Below are 21995 nucleotides of genomic sequence, written 5' to 3'. Positions count from 1 at the left end.
CCCGCGGGGGGGCGGAACGGGGGGCGGCGCCGACCGGTGGGCCCGGGGCACCTCTCCCGACTCCCCATGCGCCTCCTGCTCCTCCTCGCCGCCGTCGCGTTCGCGGCGCCCGCCAGCGCCCAGCCGCCGCCCAACCAGATCGCCTCGTTCCTCTCCGCCGCGGGCCCCGTCGGCGTCTACCCCGTCGCCGACGGGCTCGACCGGCCCTGGGGGATGACGTTCCTCCCCGACGGCCGGATGCTCGTGACCGAGCGGCCGGGCCACCTCCGCATCGTGACGCCCGACGGCGGCGTCTCGGGCCCGGTCGAGGGCGTCCCCGAGGTGTGGGCCCGTGGGCAGGGCGGCCTGCTCGACGTCGCGCTCGACCCGGACTTCGAGGACAACGGCTTCGTCTACCTCTCCTACGCCCGCCCGAACCCGGACGGTGAGGGCGCCGCGTCGGCCCTCGGCCGCGGCCGGTTCGTCGACGACCGGATCGAGGGGTTCGAGCCCCTCTTCACGTCCGTGCCCTACATGTCGGGCGGCGCCCACTTCGGGAGCCGGATCGCGTTCGGGCCCGACGGCCACCTATTCCTCGCGACCGGCGAGCGGTTCCAGTTCGACCCGGCCCAGGATCTCTCGAACCACCTCGGCACCGTCGTACGGATCAACCGGGACGGTTCGGTTCCGGACGACAACCCGTTCGTGGGGCAGGACGGCGCCGGCCCCGAGATCTGGAGCTATGGCCACCGCAACATCCAGGCGGCCGCCTTCGACAAGATCACCGGCGACCTCTACGTGGCTGAGATGGGGCCACTCGGCGGCGACGAGTTCAACCGCGTCGAGCGCGGCGCCAACTACGGCTGGCCGGTCGTGAGCTGGGGCATGGACTACGACGGCGAGCTCATCCCCGACCCGCCCACGCGGCCGGAGTTCGAGGACGCCGTCGCCGTCTGGACGGCGTCGATCGCGCCGTCGGGGATGGCCCACTACACGGGCGCCGAGGTCCCGGGCTGGCAGGGGAGCTTCCTGGTCGGGAGCCTCGTCTACCGGAGCCTCGTCCGGATGACGCTCGAGGACGGCGCGGTGACGGGCCAGGAGATGCTCCCGATCGGCCCGCGGATCCGGGAGGTCGAGCAGGGGCCGGACGGCCGGCTCTACCTCCTCACCGACGAGCCGAATCCGGAGGGCCGGGTCCTCGTCCTCCGCGCCATCGAGACGTCGCCGCCGGACGGCTCGAACTAGCCCCGCGGCGGATCTCTGTCGGAACAGAGGCGCCGGCCGCGCGGTCTCGTGCGCCCGCTCCCCCTTGTCGTGATGCCCCGCGTCCTTCTCCTCGCCGCCGCCCTGTTCGTGACCGTCGGCGCGTGCGCCCAACCGGAGCCGGCCCCGCCCGCCTCGGCGGCCGCTTCGGCGGACCCCGAGACGACGGTCGAGACCGAAGCGGGGACGCTCGGCGTCTACGAGGTCGCGTCGGGGCTCGACCACCCGTGGGGGATCGCGTTCCTCCCCGACGGCCGGGCCCTCGTGACCGAGCGGGCCGGCCGCCTCCATCTCCTGGGCGACGGGACGCTCGACGTGGTCGCCGGCACGCCCGAGGTCGCCGACGACGGGCAGGGCGGGCTGCTCGACGTGGCCCTCGACCCCGACTTCGAGACGAACCAACTCGTGTATCTGACCTACGCCAAGCCCGGGCCAAGCGGTGGGGCGGCGACGGCGGTCGGACGGGGCCGGCTCGACGGCGGCGCGCTGGTCGGCTTCGAGGACCTGTGGGTGCAGGCGCCGTTCGAGCGCGGCGGCCGGCACTTCGGGTCGCGCATCGCGTTCGCGCCCGACGGGATGCTGCTCGTGTCTTCGGGGGATCGCGGGCAGGAGGACCCGGCTCAGGACCTCGGCAACACGGTCGGCACGATCGTCCGCCTCAACCGGGACGGCTCGGTCCCCGACGACAACCCGTTCGTGGGCCAGGACGGCGCCGAGCCTGAGATCTGGGCCTACGGCATCCGCAACGCGCAGAGCCTCGCGGTGCACCCGACGACGGGCGAGATCTGGGAGGCCGAGTTCGGCCCGCGCGGCGGCGACGAGCTCAACCTCATCGAGCGCGGCGCCAACTACGGCTGGCCGCTCGTGAGCTCCGGCTCCGAGTACAGCGGCGCCTCAATCCCCGACCCCTCGACGCGGCCCGACCTGACGGTCGCCGTCCGCGACTGGTCGCCGGTGATCTCGCCGTCGGGGATGCTGTTCTACACCTCCAGCACGATCCCCGCGTGGACCGGCAGCCTGATGCTGGGCAGCCTCGGCCGCCAGGGCATCGTCCGCCTCGAGCTCGACGGCGACATGGTCACGCACGAGGAGACCGTCGAACTCGGCGTGCGGATCCGCGACGTGGAGCAGGGCCCCGACGGCGCGGTCTACGTCCTCACCGACGACGGAAACGGGGCCGTCTGGCGCCTCGCCCCGCTCCCCGCCGAGTAGCGCCCCGCGCGCCGAACGGGTCCGCCCCACAGAGTCCCCCCGACCCGTCATGCATCGCCTCGTTCTCGCCGCCGCGCTGGCGGCGCTCTCCGCCGTCTCCGTCGACGCCCAGCCGGACACGACGGCGGTCCGCGACCTCGGCGCCGTCGAGGTGACGGCGTCGCCGTTCACGCTCGTCCCGGCCCGCGCGCCCCTCGCCCTCGCGGTTCGTGAGCGGACCGAGGCGGAACGGGCCACGGACCCGGCCACGGCGCTCGACGCCGTCGGCCGCGGCCTCCCGGGGCTGTGGATCTCCGACCGCGGCAACCCGTCGACGGGCGAGCGCGTGCTCGTCCGCGGGCTCGGGTGGCGAGCGGCGTTCGGCGTCCGCGGGACGCACGTGCTCCTCGACGGCGTCCCGCTCACGCTCGCCGACGGCCAGACCCAGCTGAACGTGATCGAGGCCGGACTGATCGAGCGCGTCGAGGTCCTGCGGGGGCCCGCCTCGACGTTCTGGGGGAGCGGGTCGGCCGGGGTGCTCTCGCTCTCGACCGAGGCGGGCGCCCCCGGCGGCGGGCGCGTCCGGGCGCTCGGCGGGGCGTACGGGTTGGCCAAGGCCGAGGCCGTCGCCCGGCCTGCCCTCGGTGCCGGCCGGCGCCTCACGGCCTGGGGCTCGGCGTTGACGCAGGACGGCTTCCGCCAGCAGAGCGCCGTCGAGGCGTACCGGGGTGGATTCTCGGGCTCGGCCGACCTGGGCGGCGGGAAGACGGTCGGCGTCGTCGGCCTCGGGGCGTACCTCCCGCGGGCCGAGTCGCCGGGCGGGATCACGTCGGCGCAGGCGGCCGAGGACCCGCGCCAGGTCCGGCCCGAGTCGATCTCGCAGGACGCGCGGAAGCGGCTCACGCAGGGCCATGTCGCGCTCTCGTTCGGGCAGCCGCTCGGGGACGCGCGCCTCCGCGTGACCGCGACCGGCGGCGCGCGGACGCTCGACAACCCGATCATCCCGCGCTACATCACGCTCGACCGGCTCTCCGGCGGGATCCGCGCCGTGGTCGAAGGGGGCGAACGCGTCGCGTGGGGCGTCGGCGTGGAGGCCGAGGCGCAGCGCGACGACCGGCTGGAGCGCGACAACGACGGTGGCCAGCCGGGCGCCGCCGTCCTGACCGACCAGACCGAGACCGTCCGCTCCGTCGCCGTGTTCGCCCGCCTCGGCGTGCCCCTCGGCCCGCTGACGGTGTCGGCCGCCGCGCGCGCGGATCTCTTGGAGTACGCGGCCGAGCCCGCCGGCGCGCCCTCCCAGTCGCGGACGCTCGGGGCCGTCAGCCCGTCCGTCGGCCTCGCGTACAACACGCGCGTGGGCGGCGGCGCGGCGACGCTCTACGCCAACGCCGCCGGCGCCCTCGACGCGCCGACGACGACGGAGCTGGGCAACCGGCCCGACGGGGCGCCAGGCTTCAACCCCGACCTCCGGCCGGAGCGGACGTGGGGCGGCGAGGTCGGCGCGCGGGCGGCGTGGCCGGTCGCGGGCGGCGCGCTCGGCCTCGACGCGGCGGCCTTCGTGGCGTGGGCCCGCGACCTCCTCCTGCCCACCGAGGTCGCCGACGTGACGGTCTACCGCAACGAGGGCGAGGCCCGCCACGCGGGCGCCGAGGCGGGCCTCCGTGCCGACGGCCTCCGTCTCAGAGGCGGAACGCTGGACGCGGCTGTCGCTGTGACCGTCGCGCGCGGGACGTTCCTCGACGGGCCCGCCGGCAGTGAGACGCCCGAGGGCAACCGGGTCCCCGGCTTCCCGCCCCACCTCGCGACGTGGACCGCGACGTGGACCACGGGCGGGCCGCTGCCGCTCGCGCTCGGCATCGACGGCGAGGCCGCCGACGCGTACGCGGCCGACAGCGCGGGCGAGCTCGAGACCGACGCGTACGCCGTCGTCCACCTCCGCGCGGCTCTCGCCGGGCTGGCCGTTGGCGGGGTGCGGGCGACGCCGTTCGTGACCGTCCGCAACGTCGGCGACGCGCAGTACGCGGGATCGGTGGTCGTCAACGCGTTCGGCGGGCGGTTCGTGGAGCCGGCGCCCGGGCGGCACCTCGCGGCCGGGCTGTCGGTCGCGTTCGACTAGGGGATGCGGACCCCCCGGGACCGGTCTGGACGGCGCGAACGGGGGCGAGCGCCCCGCCTACGGGCGGTGTGTGCGATGTTGGGACGACCCCGACTCCTGACTCCATGGTTCGCTTCGCGCCCCTCGCCCTCGTCCTCCTCGCTGCCCCCGCCCTCGCGCAGGACGCGCCCACGGACGCCCGCGTCGAACAGGCGCTCTCCCAGAACAACATCAGCTACTCGGCCGAGTCGAACGGCGACTACCGCATCCTCTTCACGCTCCCAGGCGAGCGCTCCCAACTCGTGTGGATCTCGCCGCGGACGGACACGGCCGGCTCTCTGGACGTCCGCCGGGTGTTCTCGTACGCGGCGGGGATGGAGGAGGGCCAGGCGCTCTCCGGCGGGTGGGCGGAGCAGCTCCTCCGGAACAACGCGGGCTACGTCGTCGGGAGCTGGTCGCTGACGGACAACCGCGTCATGTTCTCGACCACGGTCCCGGCCGACGCCTCGGACCGGGTCCTCCTCGACACGGTCGCCCTCGTGATGACGACGGCCGACGGCGTCGAGGCTGAGCTGACGGGCGCCGACGAGTGGTAGGCGACCGCTACGCCCGCACGCGGCGGAACGCCGCGCCGGACCCGGCGGCGACGATCCCGGCCAGCGCGACGAGAAGGGCGAACGACGTCCGGAGCCCGGACGCCTCGGCGACGAAGCCGATCACGGGCGGGCCGGCGAGGAAGCCGAGGTAGCCCGCGCCCGCCACGGCCGCGATCCCGACGCCCGGCGGCAGCGGCGCCCGCGACGCCGCCCGGAACAGGGCCGGGACGACGGCCGCGAACCCGAGGCCCACGAGGCCGAACCCGACGACGGCCAGCGGCACGGCGGGCGCGACGATGCACACCGCCAGCCCGACCGCGCCCAGCGCGGCGCCGAGGCGGACCAGCCGCGCGTCGCCCACGCGGGCCGTCGCGACGTCCGACCCGAAGCGCGCGGCGGCCATGCACGCCGAGAACGCCGCGAACCCGAGCGCGGCGACGGCCTCGGACGCCGCCAGCACCTCGCGGAGGAACACGGCGCCCCAGTCGGCCATGGCGCCCTCGACGATGAGCCCGCAGAACGCGAGCGCGGCGAGCCCGGCCACCGGCCCGGTCGGGAGGGCCACGGCCGGCGTGTCTCCGTCCGCCTCGGGCGCGGCGCCGGCGGGGGCGCGGACGCCGAGGCCCTGGGCGAGCGCGGCGCCCGCGAACGCAAGGCCGCACGCGCCGAAGTGGAGCGCGAGCGGCACGCCGAGCGCGGCGGCGGCCCCGCCGAGGCCGGCGCCCACCATCCCGCCGAGGCTGAACGACCCGTGGCACGCGCCGAGGATCGTCGTCCCGTCGGCCGCCTCGACCTCGGCCGCCCACGCGTTCATCGACACGTCGAGGAGCCCGCTCGTGAGGCCGAGCCCGACGAGGACGGCGGCCAGCGACCCGAGCCCGACGGCGAGTCCCGGCCCGACCACGGCGAGCGCGAACAGGGCGAGGGCGACGAGCGTCACGCGGTGCGCCCCGAGTCGCGCCACGAGCGGCCCGGCCGCCGCGGCCGACACGACGAGCCCGACGGCCAGCCCGAGAAGCGCCAGCCCGAGCGTCCCCTCGCTCAGCCCCGTGCGCGTCTGGATCTCGGGGATGCGCGAGGCCCACGTGCCATAGAGAATCCCGTTGGCGGCGAACGGCAGCGCCGCCGAGCGGAGCCGGGGCGTCCGTAGAAAGGCGGGGAGCGTCACGTGGGCGCGCCCGTCGCGGGCCACCGGTAGGCGCCCGGGACGTCGTCCGGCGCGGCCTTCGTCTTGCCCGACCACGACTCGATCTCGACCCGGAAGACCGAGGTCCGCGCGAGGTCGGCGTCCGTCGGCGGCTCGTAATCGGTCTCGGGCTGAAGATGCGCGGCGTACTTCGCCATGATGAGGGCCAGCCCGTGGCGCTGCGCCGCGGCGTCCTCCACCACGAGCCCCGACCCGAACGCGACGACGCCGGCGTACTCGACCGAGAACTCGAGCGCGCGGCTCGCGGGCAACATCCGGCCCATCTCGAAGACGGAGAAGCAGACCGGGGCCGGGGCGCCGAGCGCGACGTTGGCGGCCGTCCGCCCGACGTGGGCGGTGTGGAGCCAGATCGTGCCGAGCCCGTCGACGGCCTCTTCGTAGGCGAACAGGTTCGCGTTGAGGAACGGCTGCCCGTCGCGCACGGTCGCGAGCGTGCCGACGGCGGCGGCCCGGAGGCGCTCGCGGATCCAGGCGTCGTCGGGCGCGCCGCGGTCTCGGCGGCGGAGGTCGGCGGCCGGCTGGCGGGCCGCGCGGGCGAGGGCGGAGGCGTGTCGGGGGGCGGCCACGGGCGAGCGGCGAGTGCGGCGGGAAGCTAGACTGGGGCCGTGCGCCAGATTGGGGCGGCTCGCCGAGTCGCCCTTACGGATCGGCACCCGCGGTTGCATCCCCCTTCTCTCCTGTCGCCCCGTGCTCCCCTCCCAGAAAGGCCGCTTCTCGCTCCCCGACGGCCTCCACTACCTCAACGCGGCCTACATGAGCCCGCTGCTCAAGAGCGTCGAGGCGGCCGGGGTCGAGGGCGTCCGCCTCAAGCGCGTGCCCACCGACTTCGGCCCGGCGGACTTTTTCACGTCGGCCGACCGCGTCCGCCAGCTGTTCGCGCAGCTCGTGGGCGGGCAGCCGAAGCACGTCGCGCTCGTCCCGGCCGTCTCGTACGCCATGGCGACGGTGGCCAAGAACCTCGACGTGGAGCGGGGGCAGACGATCGTGGTCGTGGCCGAGCAGTTCCCGAGCCACGTCTACCCGTGGCGCCGGCTGGCGGACGACGCTGGCGCCACGATCCGGACGGTCGAGCCGCCGGCCCCGCTCGGCACGCCGGGGCGGGGCGCCGACTGGAACGCACGCCTTCTCGACGCCATCGACGCCGACGCCGCGCTCGTGGCCGTCCCCAACGTCCACTGGGCCGACGGGACCGTCTTCGATCTCGAAGCCGTGGGCGAGCAGTGTCGCGCCGTCGGCGCGGCGTTCGTGGTCGACGGGACGCAGTCGGTGGGGGCGCTCCCGTTCTCGGTCGAGCGGGCGCGGCCGGACGCGCTCGCGGCGGCCGGCTACAAGTGGCTGCTCGGGCCGTACGGGATGGGCGCGCTGTGGCTCGGCGAGCGCTTCCGCGAGGGGCGGCCGCTGGAAGAAAACTGGATCGGCCGGGCCGGCAGCGACGAGTTCGCCGGGCTCACGAGCTACGAGGACGCGTACGCGCCCGGCGCCGTCCGCTTCGACGTCGGCGAGCGGTCGAACCCGATCCTCCTCCCGATGCTGGCGGCCGGCATCGAGCAGGTCCTCGAGTGGACGCCCGAGGCGGTCCAGGCCACGTGTGCCGGGCTGGCGGAGCGGGTCGTCGACGGCGCCCGCGCCCTCGGCTACGCCGCCGCCGAGGCCGACGAGCGGGCCGGCCACCTGTTCGGCCTCCGCCCGCCCGAGTCCGTCCGCCTCGACGCGCTCGCGGAGGCGCTGGGCGCGCGGAACGTGTCGGTGTCGATCCGCGGCGGCTCGGTCCGCGTCTCGCCCCACGTCTACAACACCGAGGCGGACGCCGACGCCCTCCTCGCCGCCCTCGGCGCCGCGCGCTCGTAGGCGGCCCCGCGCCCCTCAGCCCCGAGGCGGGCGGGGCTGGACCCCGGCGCGGGCGCCGTCGTCCCACCGTCCCGTCCCTCTCCCGCACCCGCATGGCGTCCCTCTCCGGCAAAACGATCTTCCTCACCGGCGGCAGCCGCGGCATCGGCCGGGCCATCGCGCTCCGGGCGGCCCGCGACGGCGCCCACGTCGCCATCGCGGCCAAGACGGCCGAGCCGCACCCCAAGCTGCCCGGCACGATCCACACGGTCGCCGAGGAGATCGAGGCGGCGGGGGGGCACGCGTTGGCGCTCCAGGTCGACGCCCGCGACGAGGATCGTGTGGCGGAGGCCGTCGCCGAGACGGCCGAGCGGTTCGGCGGGATCGACATCGTCGTCAACAACGCGAGCGCGATCCTGCTGGCCGACACCGAGAACACGCCGATGAAGCGGTTCGACCTCATGCAGCAGGTCAACACGCGGGCCACGTTCTGCACGACGCAGGCCGCGCTACCGCACCTCAAGGCGAGCGCGAAGGCGGGGCGAAACCCGCACGTCCTCGTGCTCAGCCCACCGCTCAACCTCGACCCCAAGTGGTTCGGTCCGCACGTGGCGTACACCATCTCGAAGTACGGCATGTCGATGTGCGTCCTCGGCTGGGGCGAGGAGTTCCAGGACGACGGGATCGCCGCGAACGCGCTCTGGCCGCGGACGACGATCGCCACGGCGGCCGTCAAGTACGCCCTCGGCGGCGACGCCATGATGAACATGAGCCGGACGCCCGAGATCATGGCCGACGCCGCGCACTGGGTCCTCACGCAGCCGAGCACGACGACCGGCCACTTCTTCATCGACGACGAGGTGCTGGCGAGAGCTGGGAAGACCGACCTCTCGGAGTACGCCGTGACGCCCGGCGCGACCGAGTTCATGCCGGACCTGTTCTTGTAGAGTTCAGGGCCGGGAGCCCTCCGCTCGGAGTTGGCTGCCACGGGCCCGACCTGCCACCCTGAACGCCGACCTGTGAACGCTGACCTCCAGACCCGCCCTGTCCGCCTGGAATCGAACGCGGACGACCAGACGCTCACCGTCGAGTGGGCCGACGGGCGGGTCTCCGACTACTCATACGAGGGCCTCCGGCGGGCCTGCCCGTGCGCCGAATGCCGCGGCGGCCACGCGAACATGGCCGATCCCGTCGACCCCATCGTGTTCGACCTCCCGTCGCTGATGACGTACGAGGTCAAGGAGCTTCGCCCGGCCGGCCACTACGCGCTCCAGATCGTGTGGGGCGACGGCCACGGATCGGGCCTCTTTCGCTGGGAAACGCTCCGCCAGTACGACGACGTCCGCCGGGACTGACTCGCTCCGCCTCGGCTGGCTCGTTCCGCCTCGGCGCCGAGGCGGAGGGGGCCAGCGCGCACCGGCGGGACAGACCACAGCATGCCGCGATCTGTCCGAGCGCGACCGCGGCACGTGGCCCTGCAGTCACGCCGCCGGCGCGCCTCGGTGGTAAGGCGGAGCGGGCGTTTGGGTCCACGGGCGGCAGCGACGGGAGGCGTTTGGGGGGAGGCCTGAGTCCCGTTTCGGGAACGGCGGGTTCAGGGAACGACTGGGATCGGAAGCGCTTCCGGCTTGGTATCCATCCTCGACGGCGCCCGAGCAGACATGCGCCTCCTCCGATCCCTCCACCGACGACGGGCCGTATGGCCCCGGCCCCGTCTCGGACCCCTCCCGCTCCGCCGACCCGACGCCCCAGGGCGATCGCTGGCGGGCGGACGCCTCCCGACCCGTGACGCGCCTCCTCTTTATCGACCCGACGACCTCGCACCCCTACCAGCCGCGCACGCTCTACGACCGGGCCGCCGGCGCGACGCCGACCAGCGTCGTCCGCGTGGCGGAAGGGTTGGCGCAGCGGGGCCACCGCGTGACGGTGGCCCAGTGCCACCGGTCGTGGCCGTCGCGGTCGCCGGGCGGCGTGGCCTACGTCCCGTTCGCGTTCTACGGCTCCTGGAGCCACCTCCCGTCGGCCGACGCGGTCGTCGTGGTGGAGCAGCACAAGGTGCTCCCGCGCGTCCGCCGCCAGTTCCCCGAGGCCCGGTTGGCGCTGTGGCTCCGCGACGTGCCCGGCCGCCGTCGCCGCTCGCTCGGCTCGACCGCCGCCGAGGCCGACGCGACCGTCGTCTGCGTCTCCGATGCCCACCGCGCCGCCGTCCGCGACCTCCTCGACGGGGCCGACGGCTGGGCACGGACGGCCCGCATCCACGACCCCGTAGACGACACGGCCGAGCCGGACGGGACGGTGCCCGACAGAACGAAGCTGGTCGCCGTCGCGAATCTTGGAGGTGGGCTCGGCGAGGTCCTGGCGGCGTTCGCGCATGTCCGCACCGCGCGACCGGGCGTGCGGCTGTACGTCGTGGGCGAGGGGCGGATGGAGGGAGGGCTGTCTCCGGGCGTGGTCCCGCTCGGTCCGCTCCCACACCGCGAGGTGATGCGGCACGTCCGCGAGGCGTTCGCCGTGTTCCAGCCGCAGGCCGGCGCCGAGGTCATTTCCGGCCGGCTGTTTGCCGAGGCCAACGCGGTCGGGACGCCTGTCCTCGCGCACGCGCACGCCGCCGTCCGCGAGGCGCTCGCCGAGTCGCCGGGCGCGCAGGGGCAGCTCGTCGATGCGCGCGACCCGACGGCCGCCGCACGGCGTCTGGCGCGGTGGTGGGAGGAGGGCCGCCCGCCGGTCATGTGCCCGCTGTTCCTCCGCACGAGTCGCGTGGTCGCGGACTGGGAACGGCTGCTCGAGGTCGAGGTGCCATCGCGGGCCGTTCGAGTCGTGCCGGCTCCCGTTGCTCGTGTGCCCGCCGCCGTGGCGGCCTAGCCGAGAAGGGCCGAGAGCACCACGCCGGCCACCCAGACCCCGACGAACGTTCCGAGCGCCGTCCCGAGCGAGCCGATGAGGGTGGCCGGCCCCGCCTTCGCCACGGTGCGGAGGCCGGCGCCAAGGAGCAGCCGGAAGATGGCGGGCGGGTCGAGGATCGAGAACGCGTCGTCGTGGACGGGCACGGGCGCCTCGGGCATGGAGCCGCTCCCTGAGGGCGACGATCGTGCACAGCGCGGCGGCGACGAAGAGGCTGTCGGTGAGCCTGAACGTGCGGGTGGACCGGCCGGAGGGTACGGACCCCGGCCGCCTCGGCGCCGAGGCGGGGCGAGCCGGTCTACCGGAGCCGCCAGCCGAGGCCGAGCCGGGCGCCGACCAGCACGTCGTCCCAGACCGTCGCGGAGAGCGCCGGCTCGACGTAGAACCGGCCGAGGGGGACGCGGGCGCCGAGGCCGCCCGTCACGGCCAGCCCCACGTGGGGCTGGATGGAGATGCTCTCGTACAGGCACCCCTCGTCGGGATGGCACCCCGATGGGTCGTAGTTGTCGAAGTCGAGCCAGGCGCCGCCGAGGGCGACGTACGCACCGTTTCGTCCGCCGCTGAGCGGCGCCTCGACGCTCAACCCGATCGCCGCCAGCCTCCCGTGGTCGAAGCGTCCGGTGCCCGGCCCGAACGCGAGCGTCGCTACACCGCGGAGCCCGCGTGGCAGACCGGGCGCGATCGTCGCGGCGACCGCCCCGATCCCAGCGACGGTAGACGGAACGCTCGCGGCGTCGTACTCCGTCACGACGACGCCCCCGGCGGTGGACACGTCGACGGCGGGCTGTGCATGCGCCGCAGCGCAGAGGAGGGCGAGTAGGAGAGGGCGCATGGTCGGAGGCTAAAGACGGGCGCTGCCCTTGGGGAGGCGCAAGCGTTCCCCCGCTGCCGTCGAGGTGGGCCGAGCCGCTGGGAACGAAGCGCTTCCGTGGATCGAGGGGACCGCCGGTGGGGCCGCCGGGTACTTTGGAGGCCCATCTCTTCCGCCCGTCCCGTGCCCGACCCCGCCGCCCTCGACGCCGCCACCGCCGCCGGCCTCACCGACGTCCACGCCCGCCGCGTCGCCCTCGTCGAGCGGCTCGTGCTCCAGGTCGCCCGCGAGCGCTACGGCGACGGCCCGACCGACCTCGCCGCCGGCTGGCTCGCCCGCGTCCGCGGCGACGGCCCCGCCGCCTTCGACGCCCTCGCCGACGACATCGAGGGTGCGTCCGTCGACACGCTGGCGGCCGTGCTCCGAACGCTGACGGCTTACTTCCACCTCGTCAACAAGGCCGAGCAGATCGAGATCGTCCGCGTCAACCGCGAGCGCGAGATGGGCGCCTCGGCCGAGCGGCCGCGTGGGGAGTCGATCCAGGAGGCCGTCGCCGTGCTCAGGCAGGACGGCCGGTCCGCGGAGGAGGCCCGCCAGTTGGTCGCCACGCTTGACATCCAGCCGACGCTGACGGCGCACCCGACGGAGGCCCGCCGCCGGAGCGTGTTGCTCCACCAGCAGGAGGCCGCCGAGGCGCTCGACCGGCTCACGGGCCAGGCCCCGCTCACGCCGGCCGAGGCCGCCGAGGCCGAGGAGGAGGCGCTCGACCGGCTCCGCCTGCTCCTCGCTACCGACGAGGTTCGCCCGGCCGCCGTGACCGTCCAGGACGAGGTCCGCCACGGGCTCTACTTCGTGGCGACGAGCATCTGGGACGTCGTCCCGAAGATCCACGCCGACCTCCGGCGGGCCTTTCGCGAGACCTACGGCGAGTCGCCCGGCGAGCCGCTCGCGTTCCTGAAGTACCGGTCGTGGATCGGCGGCGACCGCGACGGCAACCCGAACGTGACGGCCGAGGTCACGGAGTGGACGCTCCGCGCGCACCGCGAGGACGCGCTCCGCCTCCACCGCCGCGGCCTCGACGTCCTCCGCCGCGACCTCTCCGTGAGCGACCACCAGGTCGAGTTCCCGCCCGAGCTGTGGGACTCGGTCGAGGCCGACCGGGAGACGGTCCGGCTGCCCGAGCGGCGGTGGCGCCAGAACGCGCGCGAGCCGGTCCGGCTCAAGGTCATGCAGATGGCCTCGAAGCTCGACCGCCTCATCGAGACGCTCCCCGACGGCGACTCCGGCCAGACGCGGGGCCCCGGCGTCGCGCCGGCCTACGACGGCGCCGCCTTCCGCGCCGACCTCGACCTCATCGCCGACGCGCTCCGGCAGGCCGGGCTGGCCCCGCTCGCCGAGTCCGGGCCGCTGGCCGACGCCCGCGTCCGCGCCGCCACGTTCGGGTTCCACCTCGCCGCCCTCGACCTCCGCCAGCACTCGCGCCTCCACGAGGAGGCCGTCGCCGACCTCCTCGCGCGCGCCGACGTCGAGGCCGACTATGCCCGCCTCGGGGAAGACGAGCGGCTGGAGCTTCTGACCCGCGAACTGAAGAACCCGCGGCCGTTCATCCGCCTCGGTGGCGAGGTCGGCGAGACCACCGACCGGATCCTCAGCGCGCTCCGCGTCGCCAAGCGCGCCATCGAAGACGAGCCCGCGTCCATCGGCTCGTACATCGTGTCGATGACGGACGCCGTCAGCGACGTGCTCGAAGTGCTCCTGCTGGCGAAGGAAGTCGGGCTGTGGCGGCGGCACGCCGACGGGCGAGTGGAGAGCCCCATCGACGCGGTCCCGCTGCTCGAAACGATCGCCGACCTCGAGGCGGGTCCGGCGCTTCTGTCGGCCCTGTTCGAGAACGAGGTCTACGCCGAGCACCTGAAGGCGCGGGGCGGGATGCAGGAGGTCATGCTCGGCTACTCCGACTCGAACAAGGACGGCGGTTACTGGCAGGCCAACTGGTCGCTCCACAAGGCGCAGGGCGCCATCGCCGAGACGTGCCGCCGGCACGGCGTCGACCTCCGCTTTTTCCACGGCCGCGGCGGGACCGTGGGGCGGGGCGGAGGCCGCGCGGGCCAGGCCATCCGCGCCATGCCGCCGGTCGCGCAGACGGGGCGGATCCGGTTCACGGAGCAGGGCGAGGTCATCTCGTTCCGCTACGCGCTGCCCGGCATCGCGCGGCGGCACCTCGAGCAGATCGTCCACGCCCAACTCGGCGCCCTCGCCGACGCCGAGCAGGCCCGCCTCGACGCCGAGGCGGCCACGGCCGCCGCGCCCTCCGACGACGCCCACGCGCTCATGGAGCGCCTCGCCGACCGCTCGATGGACGCCTACCGCGCCCTCATCGACGCCGACGACTTCTGGCCGTGGTACGCGAGCGCCACGCCCATCGCCCACATCGCCGGGCTCTCCATCGCCTCCCGGCCGATCTCGCGGAAGGGCGTCGGGGAGCTCGACTTCGACGGGCTCCGGGCCATCCCGTGGGTCTTCTCATGGACGCAGCCGCGGTTCACGGCGCCCGGCTGGTACGGCGTCGGCGCGGCGCTGGCGGAGGCCATCACCGGCGACGACCTCGAGCTCCTGCGCGCCCTCCAGGACGAGTGGCCCTTTTTCCAGGCCATCACCGGCAACGCGCTCCGCGAGATGGCCCGCGCGCGGCTCGTCGTCGGGCGCCGCTACAGCCGGCTCGCCGAGGCGTCGGGCGCGAGTCGCGCGCCGTTCGAGGCCGTGGAGACCGAGTTCTCGCGGGCCGAGACCGCGCTCCTCCGCGTCGCCCGCCGCGACGAGCTGCTGGACCCGACGCGCGCCATCGCCGCCACGATCCGCTACCGGAACCCGGCGACCGACGTGCTCAACCTCGTCCAGCTCGACCTCATGCGCCGCTGGCGCGCCGGCGCCGAGGGCGACGACGCGCTCCGCCGGGCGCTCCTCCTGTCGGTCAACGCCATCGCTGCCGCGATGCAGTCGACGGGGTAGCCGGCCTCGGCGTCGTCGTGGCCTTAGCCGGCCCTGCCGTCGGGGGGGAGCGCGACGCCGAGCCACTCGGCCGCCTCGGCGCGCGTGCGGACGACCCGGTACGTCCGGCCGAGGTCGGCCGTCCGCCGCTCGAACAGCCGGATCAGCACGGCCACGGCGTCGCGCGTCGAGACGAACGCGACGCGGTTCTGGCCGAGTTCGTCGGCGTGCTCGTAGGCGACCTCGACGAGCCGCTCGAGCTCCTCCGGCGTGACGTCGACCTGGACGGCGGCCGAGAGGTCCCATACTTCGTTGAAGCCGTTCTCCCACAGCGCGTGGTGGACGATCGCCCCGCAGGCGTGGGCCAGGTCCGTCCCGGTCACGTCTCCCGTGCCGACGGCGAGCCCGGTGCGGGAATCCGGCAGAATCGTGACGTCGTACGGCATCCGGAGGAGGATCGGGGAAGGGAAGGGAAACTAGAGCGCCCTCCCCGGGCGCCGCTTCCCCTTCATGGAGGGCTCCGCCCGTCTTTATGCACCAGTCCCCGCGAGGCCGTCACGAACGGCACGTCGGCGTCACGGGCCGCCGCGCGATGGGCGTCGAGAGGATCATCTGCGTGACCGGCTCCCCCAGTGGGAGCAGCTTGTCGATGAGGACCTCCATCGCCTCCATCGAGGGGACGGCCACGATCATAAGCAGTGACGAGCTCCCGGTCGTGCGGTAGCAAACGAGGACCTCGTCGAGCTCCTGGACTTTCTCGAGCGCCCGCCCGTAGCGCGCGCGGTCGACCTGGAGGTGGAGCACCGCTTGCACGGGGCGCCCGAGGCGGGCGAGGTCGAGCGCGGCGTGGTAGCCCGTGATCACGCCGTCGGCTTCGAGGCGGGCGACGCGCTCGGAGACGGCTGGCGGCGAGAGGCCGACGCGGCGACCCAGCTCGGCGAAGGTGAGCCGCGCGTCGCGCTGAAGCTCGTCGAGGATCCGATGGTCGATGGGGTCCATGCCGGAGGGTTGGCGCGGGATTGGGGGATGTCTCCGACGGATCGACGGCGGATCGGGTCCAGAACCTTCGAATCCCTCTGTCGGCCCCGGGGCCGACCGCTCTACCCTGGATGCGAACCCCGACTCGCCGCCCATGACCGAGACCGTCCCGACCGTCCGCGCGCCGCGCGGGAGCGATCTGAGCTGCCGCGGCTGGCACCAGGAGGCCGCGATGCGGATGCTCATGAACAACCTCGACCCCGAGGTCGCCGAGCGGCCCGAGGACCTCGTCGTCTACGGCGGGTCCGGGAAGGCCGCCCGCGACTGGCCGTCGTTCCACACGATCGTGGACACGCTGAAGCGGCTGAAAGACGACGAGACGCTGCTCGTCCAGTCGGGCAAGCCCGTCGGCGTGTTCCGGACGCACGACGAGGCGCCGCGCGTGCTGATCGCCAACTCATGGCTCGTCCCGCGCTGGGCCAACTGGGACACCTTCCGCCAGCTCGAGGCTGAGGGCCTGACGATGTACGGCCAGATGACGGCCGGAAGCTGGATCTACATCGGCACGCAGGGGATCCTGCAGGGGACGTTCGAGACGTTCGCGGCCTGTGCCCGGCAGCACTTCGGCGGTGACCTGAGCGGCCGGCTGGTCGTGACGGCCGGCCTCGGCGGCATGGGCGGCGCCCAGCCGCTCGCGGCGACGATGAACGGGGCCGCCTTCCTCGGCGTCGACGTGGACGAGGCCCGGATCCGGCGCCGCGTGGAGCAGGGCTACTGCGACCGCCTCTCGCACGACCTCGACGAGGCGCTCGGCTGGGTCGAGGGCGCGAGGGCCAAGGGCGAGGCGCTGTCGGTCGGGCTCGTCGGAAACGCGGCCGAGGTCCTGCCCGAGCTGGTCCGCCGCGGCACCGAGGTCGACGTGGTCACGGACCAGACCTCGGCGCACGACCTCCGCGTGGGTTACGTCCCGGCGGGCACCGGCCTCGACGAGGCCGCGGCGTTTCGGGAGGCGGATCCGGTGGCGTACGAGGACGCCGTGCTCGACAGCATGGAGGCCCACGTCGACGCGCTCCTCGCGCTCCAGAGGGCGGGCGCCGTCGCCTTCGACTACGGCAACAACCTCCGCGGGCAGGTCGCCGACCGCCGTGGCCGGGCCGACGCGTTCGAGATCCCGGGCTTCGTGCCCGAGTACATCCGCCCGCTCTTCTGCAAGGGCTCCGGCCCGTTCCGCTGGGCCGCACTCTCCGGCGACCCCGCCGACATCGCGGTCACAGACGACGCGATCCTCGACCTCTTCCCCGAGAAGGAGCACCTCCGCCGCTGGATCACGATGGCGCGCGAGAAGGTCCACTTCCAAGGCCTCCCGGCGCGGATCTGCTGGCTCGAGTACGGCGAGCGCGCCGAGGCCGGTGAGCGGTTCAACTGGCTCGTCGAGAAGGGCCGGGTGAGCGCGCCGCTCGTGATCGGCCGCGATCACCTGGACACGGGCTCGGTCGCCTCCCCGAACCGCGAGACCGAGGGGATGAAGGACGGGTCGGACGCGATCGGCGACTGGCCGCTCCTCAACGCCATGCTGAACACGGCGTGCGGAGCCTCGTGGGTGAGCCTCCACCACGGCGGCGGCGTCGGGATCGGGTACTCGATGCACTCGGGGATGGTCTGCGTCGCCGACGGGACCGAGTCCGGCGGCCGGCGCCTCCAGCGCGTCCTCACGGCCGACCCCGGCACGGGCGTCATGCGCCACGCCGACGCGGGCTACGAGACGGCGATCGAGACGGCCGCCGAGCGCGGCGTCGACCTGCCGAGCGTGCCGTCCCCGTAGGGGCGCACCGGCGGTGCGCCCGGCCCGGCCGCGCCCGCCTCGGCGCCGAGGCGGAAGGGGGCCGCCGCGACGGACCCCCCCTGTCCCCCTCCTCATCGGAGGAGGGGGGACTCCGTACTGGAGGCCACGCCAGACTGATGCTTCCCAACCGATGACCGACACGATCCAGACCCTCCGCCTCGACACGCTCGACGCCGATCTCGACGCGTCGCTCGCGTCGCTCGCCGACGACCTCCGCCGGCCGGACGGCCGCGTCGCGCGGAGCCGCGCGCTCGTCGAGGCCGCGCTCGCCGACGGCCGCGCGCACTACGGCCTCAACACCGGCTTCGGCGCGCTGAAGTCGGAGCGGATCGGGCCGGCGGACACGGCGCAGCTCCAGGTCAACCTGCTGCGGTCGCACGCGTGTGGGGTCGGGGCGCCGGTGCCGAAGGCGATCACGCGGCGGATGGTGGCGCTGAAGGCGCACGCGCTCGGGCTCGGTGTGTCCGGCGTGTCGCCGGACGTCGTCCGCGGGCTGCTGGATCTGCTGGAGCACGACCTCATCCCGGTCGTGCCGGAGCAGGGGAGCCTCGGCGCCTCGGGCGACCTCGCGCCGCTCTCGCACCTCGCGCTCGTGCTGCTCGGCGAAGGCAAGGTGTGGGGCACCGAGGGCCCGGTCGAGGCGGCCCGCGCGCTCGCCGAGGCGGGCGTGGCGCCGGTGGCGCCCGGCGCCAAGGACGGGCTCGCGCTCATCAACGGCACGCAGTTCATGCTGGCCCACGCCGTCGAGGTCGTGACCCGCGCCCGACGCCTCGCGACGACGGCCGACGTCGTCGCTTCGCTGACGCTGGAGGCCCGGTTCGGCTCGGCGCGGCCGTTCGACGCGCGCGTCGCGGAGGTCCGCCGCCACCCGGGCCACGCCCAGTCGGCGGAGGCGGTGCGGCGGCTCCTCGAGGGCTCCGAGATCGGACCCAGCCACGCCGACTGCGACCGGGTGCAGGACCCGTACTCGATCCGCTGCGTGCCGCAGGTCCACGGCGCCAGCCGCGACGCGCTGGCGTACGTCGCCGACGTCGTCGAGCGCGAGCTGAACGCCGTGACGGACAACCCGCTCGTGTTCGACCGGGACGGCCAGCCCGACGTCGTCTCGGCGGGCAACTTCCACGGGCAGCCGCTGGCGATCGCGATGGACACGGCCTCGGTCGCGGTCGCCGAGTGGGCGTCGATCTCCGAGCGCCGGACGTACCTGCTGGTGGATGGTGGTGACGGGCTCCCTCCGTTCCTGGTGGAGCGGTCCGGCCTCCAGTCCGGCTTCATGATCCCGCAGTATGTGGCAGCGTCGCTCGTCAGTGAGAACAAGACGCTCGCGCACCCGGCGTCGGTGGACTCGATCCCGTCGAGCCGCGGGCAGGAGGACCACGTGTCGATGGGCGCGTGGGGTGCGCGGAAGGCGCTGCGGATCGTCGAGAATGCGGAGCGCGTGCTGGCCGTCGAGGCGCTGTGCGCGGCGCAGGCGCTCGACCTGCGGCGTCCACTTCGAGCTGGGCGCGGCGTCGAGGCCGCCCACGCCGCGATCCGTGCGCGCGTCCCGTTCCGCACCGACGACACGGCGTTCGAGCCCGACCTTGAGGCCGCCGCCGACCTCGTCCGCCTCGGGAGGCTCGTCGAGGCGGCCGAGGCCGAAGTGGGGCCGCTGCCGTGAGCGGCTCAGCGCCCCGGATCGTCCGCGCCGAGGGCGTCGAGCGCGGCGTCGTACTCGGCGACCATCTCGGCCTCGAGGTACTGAAACGAGCCGATCATGCTCGCGAGGTTGCCCGCGTTGGCCGCGACGCCCCGCGCGCCGATGTCGAACAGGGCCTGGTAGATCACCCCGCCCGCCTCCTGGACGACGAGCCCGTAGCGCTGCTGGGCGGCGTAGAGCTGGGAGAAGGTCAGGACGTCGCCGTAGTCCATCGCCGCGAGCGCGTCGGTGGCCGTCGCCGCGTCCCACGCCGTCGACCGCGCGGTGGCGGGGTTGATGAACCCCTGGGGGAACAGGCCGGGCGTCGGGGGCGGGGCGCCCCGCTGCGCCCGGGTCCCGAGCGAGTCGAGGACGGCGCTGTGGTAGGCGAGCGACTCCTGGAACGCCTCCCGGTTGTGCCGGACCTCGTCGATCAGCCCGACGCGGGCGCGGGCGGCCCGGTCCTGGGCGTCGCGCTCGCTCCGCCAGTCGTTGGCGACGAGTGCGAGGAACACGCCGAGCACGACGAACGCGGCTTCGAGCAGGATGGCGGCGACGGGGACGCGGCGGTCGGACATGGCGGCGTAGGAGACGAACGAGTTTACCCCGACCCACCGGCCCGCCTATGACCCGCCTCCTCGCCCTGATGCTCCTCGTCGGCTGTGCCTCTCGCACACCCCCGCCCGACCCGCCCGTCGACGAGTCGGCCCCGCCGGCGGAGGCCGACGAGGCCCCGCCCTCCGACGCCACGCGGCTGGCGGGCACCGTGCTCTCCGTCGACCTCAGCCCGATGGCGGCCGACGGCGACGCGCGCATCGAGGTCGAGACCGACCGCGGCCCGCGACAGACGATCTTCGTCGCCGCCCGGATGAACCTCTGCGAGGCGGCCGGCCTCAGCCTCGTCTCCGACCTGGCGCCGGGCGACCGGGTCCGCGTGGTAGGTGACGCGGTCGAGGGCGGCATCCGGCCGTGCGCGGGGGCGGATCACCTCCTCGCCCGCGCGGAGGTCGAGACGGGAACGGTTCGCGGGATCGTCGAGACGGGCTTCGAGACGTCGGCCTTCCGTCCGTGCGACGGGTCGGACGAGCGGTGGTGGCTCACGCCGAGCGAAGCCGTTGCGGACCGGATGTTCGCGCTCCAGGAGGCGCACACGACGGGCGACGAAGGCCGGGGGCTTCGGGTGGTCTATGCCGCCACGCTCACCGGCGACGTCCGCCCGGGCGAGGTGTACGGCCACCTCGGCCAGTACGTCGCCGAGTTTGAGGCCCGCGAGGCCGTCGCGCTGGAAGTCCTCGCCGTGAACCCGGAGACGCCCATCGCCTGCCCCGCCCCGTGACCGTTCTCACCGACATCGGCCAACTCGCCACGTGCCCGTCCGCCAGCACCGACGCCGGCCTCGTCGACGACGCCGCGCTCGTCTGGGACGCGGGCCGGATCGTCTGGGCCGGCCCCGCCTCCGACCTCCCCGACGACTACGCCGAGGCGGAGCGCCAGTCGGCCGGCGGGCGGCTCGTGGTGCCGGGGCTCGTCGACTGCCACACGCACCTCGCCCACGCCGGCGACCGCGCGGACGAGTTCGTGGAGCGGCTGAAAGGCACGTCGTACCTCGAGATCGCGAGGCGCGGCGGCGGGATCCAGAAATCGGTCCGGTCGACGCGGGCCGCGAGCGACGACGAACTGGCGGAGTCCGCCCGCGCCCGCCTCGGCGCCATGCTCCGCCAGGGCGTTACGACCGTCGAGGCCAAGACCGGCTACGGGCTGACACTCGACGACGAACTCCGCGTCCTCCGCCTCTACCGACAGCTGGATGCGGCTGGCCCACAACGGATCGTGTCGACGCTGCTGGCGGCCCACATCGTCCCGCCCGAGTACGCCGACGACCGCGACGCGTACGTCCGCCTGATCTGCGAGGAGATCATCCCGGCCGTCGCCGCCGAGCGCCTCGCGGCGTTCGTCGACGTGTTCGTGGAGGACAGCGCGTTCACCGCCGACGAGGCGCGGGCGGTGTTCGAGGCCGGAGCAGAGCACGGCCTCGGCGCCAAGCTCCACGCCGACCAGCTCACCGACACGGGCGGGGCGGCGCTGGCGGCCGAGGTCGGCGCGGCGTCGGCGGATCATCTCGAGTGCGTGTCCGACGAGGGCGTCCGGCGACTCGCCGAGGCGGGGGTGGTCGCGGTCAGCCTGCCAATCGCGACGCTCGTGCTGGGCCAGGAGCCGCTCCCGGCGCGGCGGCTCCTCGACGCCGGCGCCCACGTGGCCGTGGCGACCGACTTCAACCCGGGCTCGGCGCCGTCGAGCAGCCTCGGCCTCGCGCTCTGGCTCGCTTGCACCCGCCAGCAGATGACGCCCGAGGAGGCCCTCCGCGGGGCCACCGCCGAGGCCGCCCGCGCCCTCCGCCTCGACGACGGCACGGGCTCGCTCGTCCCCGGCGCCCCGGCCGACCTCGCCGTCTTCGACGCGCCGTCGCTGGCGACGTGGCTCGCCGGTTGGCGCGCCGAGCCGGCGGTGCGGACCGTCGTCGGCGGGGAGACCGTGTGGGCGTGGATGCCGAAGTAGGAGGATCCGCTGTGGGTGGAGGAGCGTCATCCTGAGCGGGAGGCGAAGCCCGACGTCGAAGGGGCTCTGGTGCGGCTCGGTC

General features: G+C 74.6%; 20 protein-coding genes. 13 read left to right on the top strand and 7 right to left on the bottom strand.

Annotated elements, in window-relative coordinates:
- Window positions 1–66 precede the first annotated feature (66 nt).
- The 4 genes from BSZ37_RS02185 (at window position 67) to BSZ37_RS02170 (ending at window position 5124) form a co-directional block, all read left to right on the top strand.
- On the top strand, window positions 67–1224 hold the full coding sequence (locus BSZ37_RS02185; protein WP_095508971.1) for a PQQ-dependent sugar dehydrogenase: 1158 nt from the start codon (window positions 67–69) through the stop codon (window positions 1222–1224).
- Between the two features lie 72 nt (window positions 1225–1296).
- On the top strand, window positions 1297–2454 hold the full coding sequence (locus BSZ37_RS02180) for a PQQ-dependent sugar dehydrogenase (RefSeq protein ID WP_095508970.1): 1158 nt from the start codon (window positions 1297–1299) through the stop codon (window positions 2452–2454).
- Between the two features lie 49 nt (window positions 2455–2503).
- Entirely contained in the window at window positions 2504–4549 is a 2046-nt protein-coding gene (locus tag BSZ37_RS02175; protein WP_095508969.1) for a TonB-dependent receptor domain-containing protein, read from the top strand.
- A gap of 104 nt (window positions 4550–4653) precedes the next feature.
- Window positions 4654–5124, top strand: coding sequence for a hypothetical protein (locus BSZ37_RS02170; RefSeq protein WP_095508968.1), 471 nt, complete (start codon window positions 4654–4656; stop codon window positions 5122–5124).
- Between the two features lie 7 nt (window positions 5125–5131).
- Here BSZ37_RS02170 and BSZ37_RS02165 read toward each other — a convergent pair whose 3' ends face one another.
- Both BSZ37_RS02165 and BSZ37_RS02160 read right to left on the bottom strand, forming a co-directional pair.
- Complete coding sequence (locus tag BSZ37_RS02165) at window positions 5132–6292, bottom strand: MFS transporter (RefSeq protein ID WP_179299435.1); 1161 nt, start codon at window positions 6290–6292, stop codon at window positions 5132–5134.
- A complete protein-coding gene (locus BSZ37_RS02160; protein WP_179299434.1) occupies window positions 6289–6897 on the bottom strand; it encodes a pyridoxamine 5'-phosphate oxidase family protein in 609 nt (202 codons plus the stop codon). The genes BSZ37_RS02165 and BSZ37_RS02160 overlap by 4 nt, the downstream gene beginning before the upstream one ends.
- A gap of 121 nt (window positions 6898–7018) precedes the next feature.
- Between BSZ37_RS02160 and BSZ37_RS02155 the strand changes: the two genes are divergently transcribed.
- The 4 genes from BSZ37_RS02155 (at window position 7019) to BSZ37_RS02140 (ending at window position 11020) form a co-directional block, all read left to right on the top strand.
- Window positions 7019–8179: an aminotransferase class V-fold PLP-dependent enzyme gene (locus BSZ37_RS02155; protein WP_218830365.1), complete on the top strand. Its 1161-nt coding sequence runs from the start codon at window positions 7019–7021 to the stop codon at window positions 8177–8179.
- A 92-nt stretch (window positions 8180–8271) separates the two neighbouring features.
- Entirely contained in the window at window positions 8272–9105 is an 834-nt protein-coding gene (locus BSZ37_RS02150; RefSeq protein ID WP_095508965.1) for an SDR family oxidoreductase, read from the top strand.
- Window positions 9106–9177: 72 nt separating this feature from the next.
- The gene (locus tag BSZ37_RS02145) at window positions 9178–9513 is read left to right on the top strand and encodes a DUF971 domain-containing protein (RefSeq protein WP_179299433.1); all 336 of its coding nucleotides are present in this window, start codon (window positions 9178–9180) and stop codon (window positions 9511–9513) included.
- A gap of 430 nt (window positions 9514–9943) precedes the next feature.
- Entirely contained in the window at window positions 9944–11020 is a 1077-nt protein-coding gene (locus BSZ37_RS02140) for a glycosyltransferase (RefSeq protein ID WP_143537533.1), read from the top strand.
- Here BSZ37_RS02140 and BSZ37_RS02135 read toward each other — a convergent pair.
- Window positions 11017–11220 carry a DUF819 family protein gene (locus BSZ37_RS02135; protein WP_095508962.1) on the bottom strand — a complete coding sequence of 68 codons (204 nt, stop codon included), beginning with the start codon at window positions 11218–11220 and terminating at the stop codon, window positions 11017–11019. The genes BSZ37_RS02140 and BSZ37_RS02135 overlap by 4 nt on opposite strands.
- 137 nt (window positions 11221–11357) lie before the next feature.
- A complete protein-coding gene (locus BSZ37_RS02130; RefSeq protein WP_095508961.1) occupies window positions 11358–11891 on the bottom strand; it encodes a hypothetical protein in 534 nt (177 codons plus the stop codon).
- A 162-nt stretch (window positions 11892–12053) separates the two neighbouring features.
- Here BSZ37_RS02130 and BSZ37_RS02125 point away from each other — a divergent pair, with 162 nt between their 5' ends.
- The gene (locus BSZ37_RS02125) at window positions 12054–14879 is read left to right on the top strand and encodes a phosphoenolpyruvate carboxylase (protein WP_095508960.1); all 2826 of its coding nucleotides are present in this window, start codon (window positions 12054–12056) and stop codon (window positions 14877–14879) included.
- Window positions 14880–14902: 23 nt separating this feature from the next.
- Here BSZ37_RS02125 and BSZ37_RS02120 read toward each other — a convergent pair whose 3' ends face one another.
- Both BSZ37_RS02120 and BSZ37_RS02115 read right to left on the bottom strand, forming a co-directional pair.
- Complete coding sequence (locus BSZ37_RS02120) at window positions 14903–15304, bottom strand: hypothetical protein (protein WP_095508959.1); 402 nt, start codon at window positions 15302–15304, stop codon at window positions 14903–14905.
- Window positions 15305–15413: 109 nt separating this feature from the next.
- Window positions 15414–15857 carry an Lrp/AsnC family transcriptional regulator gene (locus tag BSZ37_RS02115; RefSeq protein ID WP_095508958.1) on the bottom strand — a complete coding sequence of 148 codons (444 nt, stop codon included), beginning with the start codon at window positions 15855–15857 and terminating at the stop codon, window positions 15414–15416.
- Window positions 15858–15990: 133 nt separating this feature from the next.
- Here BSZ37_RS02115 and hutU point away from each other — a divergent pair, with 133 nt between their 5' ends.
- Together hutU and hutH are read left to right on the top strand one after the other, a co-directional pair.
- A complete protein-coding gene (gene hutU / locus BSZ37_RS02110; RefSeq protein ID WP_095508957.1) occupies window positions 15991–17658 on the top strand; it encodes a urocanate hydratase in 1668 nt (555 codons plus the stop codon).
- Between the two features lie 151 nt (window positions 17659–17809).
- A complete protein-coding gene (gene hutH / locus BSZ37_RS02105) occupies window positions 17810–19339 on the top strand; it encodes a histidine ammonia-lyase (RefSeq protein ID WP_095508956.1) in 1530 nt (509 codons plus the stop codon).
- Window positions 19340–19344: 5 nt separating this feature from the next.
- On the opposite strand, the gene BSZ37_RS02100 is transcribed toward hutH, so the two are convergent.
- Window positions 19345–19935 carry a hypothetical protein gene (locus BSZ37_RS02100; protein WP_095508955.1) on the bottom strand — a complete coding sequence of 197 codons (591 nt, stop codon included), beginning with the start codon at window positions 19933–19935 and terminating at the stop codon, window positions 19345–19347.
- A gap of 47 nt (window positions 19936–19982) precedes the next feature.
- Between BSZ37_RS02100 and BSZ37_RS02095 the strand changes: the two genes are divergently transcribed.
- The gene (locus tag BSZ37_RS02095; RefSeq protein ID WP_095508954.1) at window positions 19983–20693 is read left to right on the top strand and encodes a hypothetical protein; all 711 of its coding nucleotides are present in this window, start codon (window positions 19983–19985) and stop codon (window positions 20691–20693) included.
- On the top strand, window positions 20690–21913 hold the full coding sequence (gene hutI, locus BSZ37_RS02090; RefSeq protein WP_179299431.1) for an imidazolonepropionase: 1224 nt from the start codon (window positions 20690–20692) through the stop codon (window positions 21911–21913). Before BSZ37_RS02095 ends, hutI begins: the two co-directional genes overlap by 4 nt.
- Window positions 21914–21995: the final 82 nt, after the last annotated feature.

This window comes from Rubrivirga marina (genome assembly GCF_002283365.1).
In the GTDB taxonomy this organism is placed as follows: Bacteria; Bacteroidota; Rhodothermia; order Rhodothermales; family Rubricoccaceae; genus Rubrivirga; species Rubrivirga marina.
Note: the sequence above shows the minus strand (reverse complement) of the source record. Positions and strands in the feature narration are given on the sequence as shown.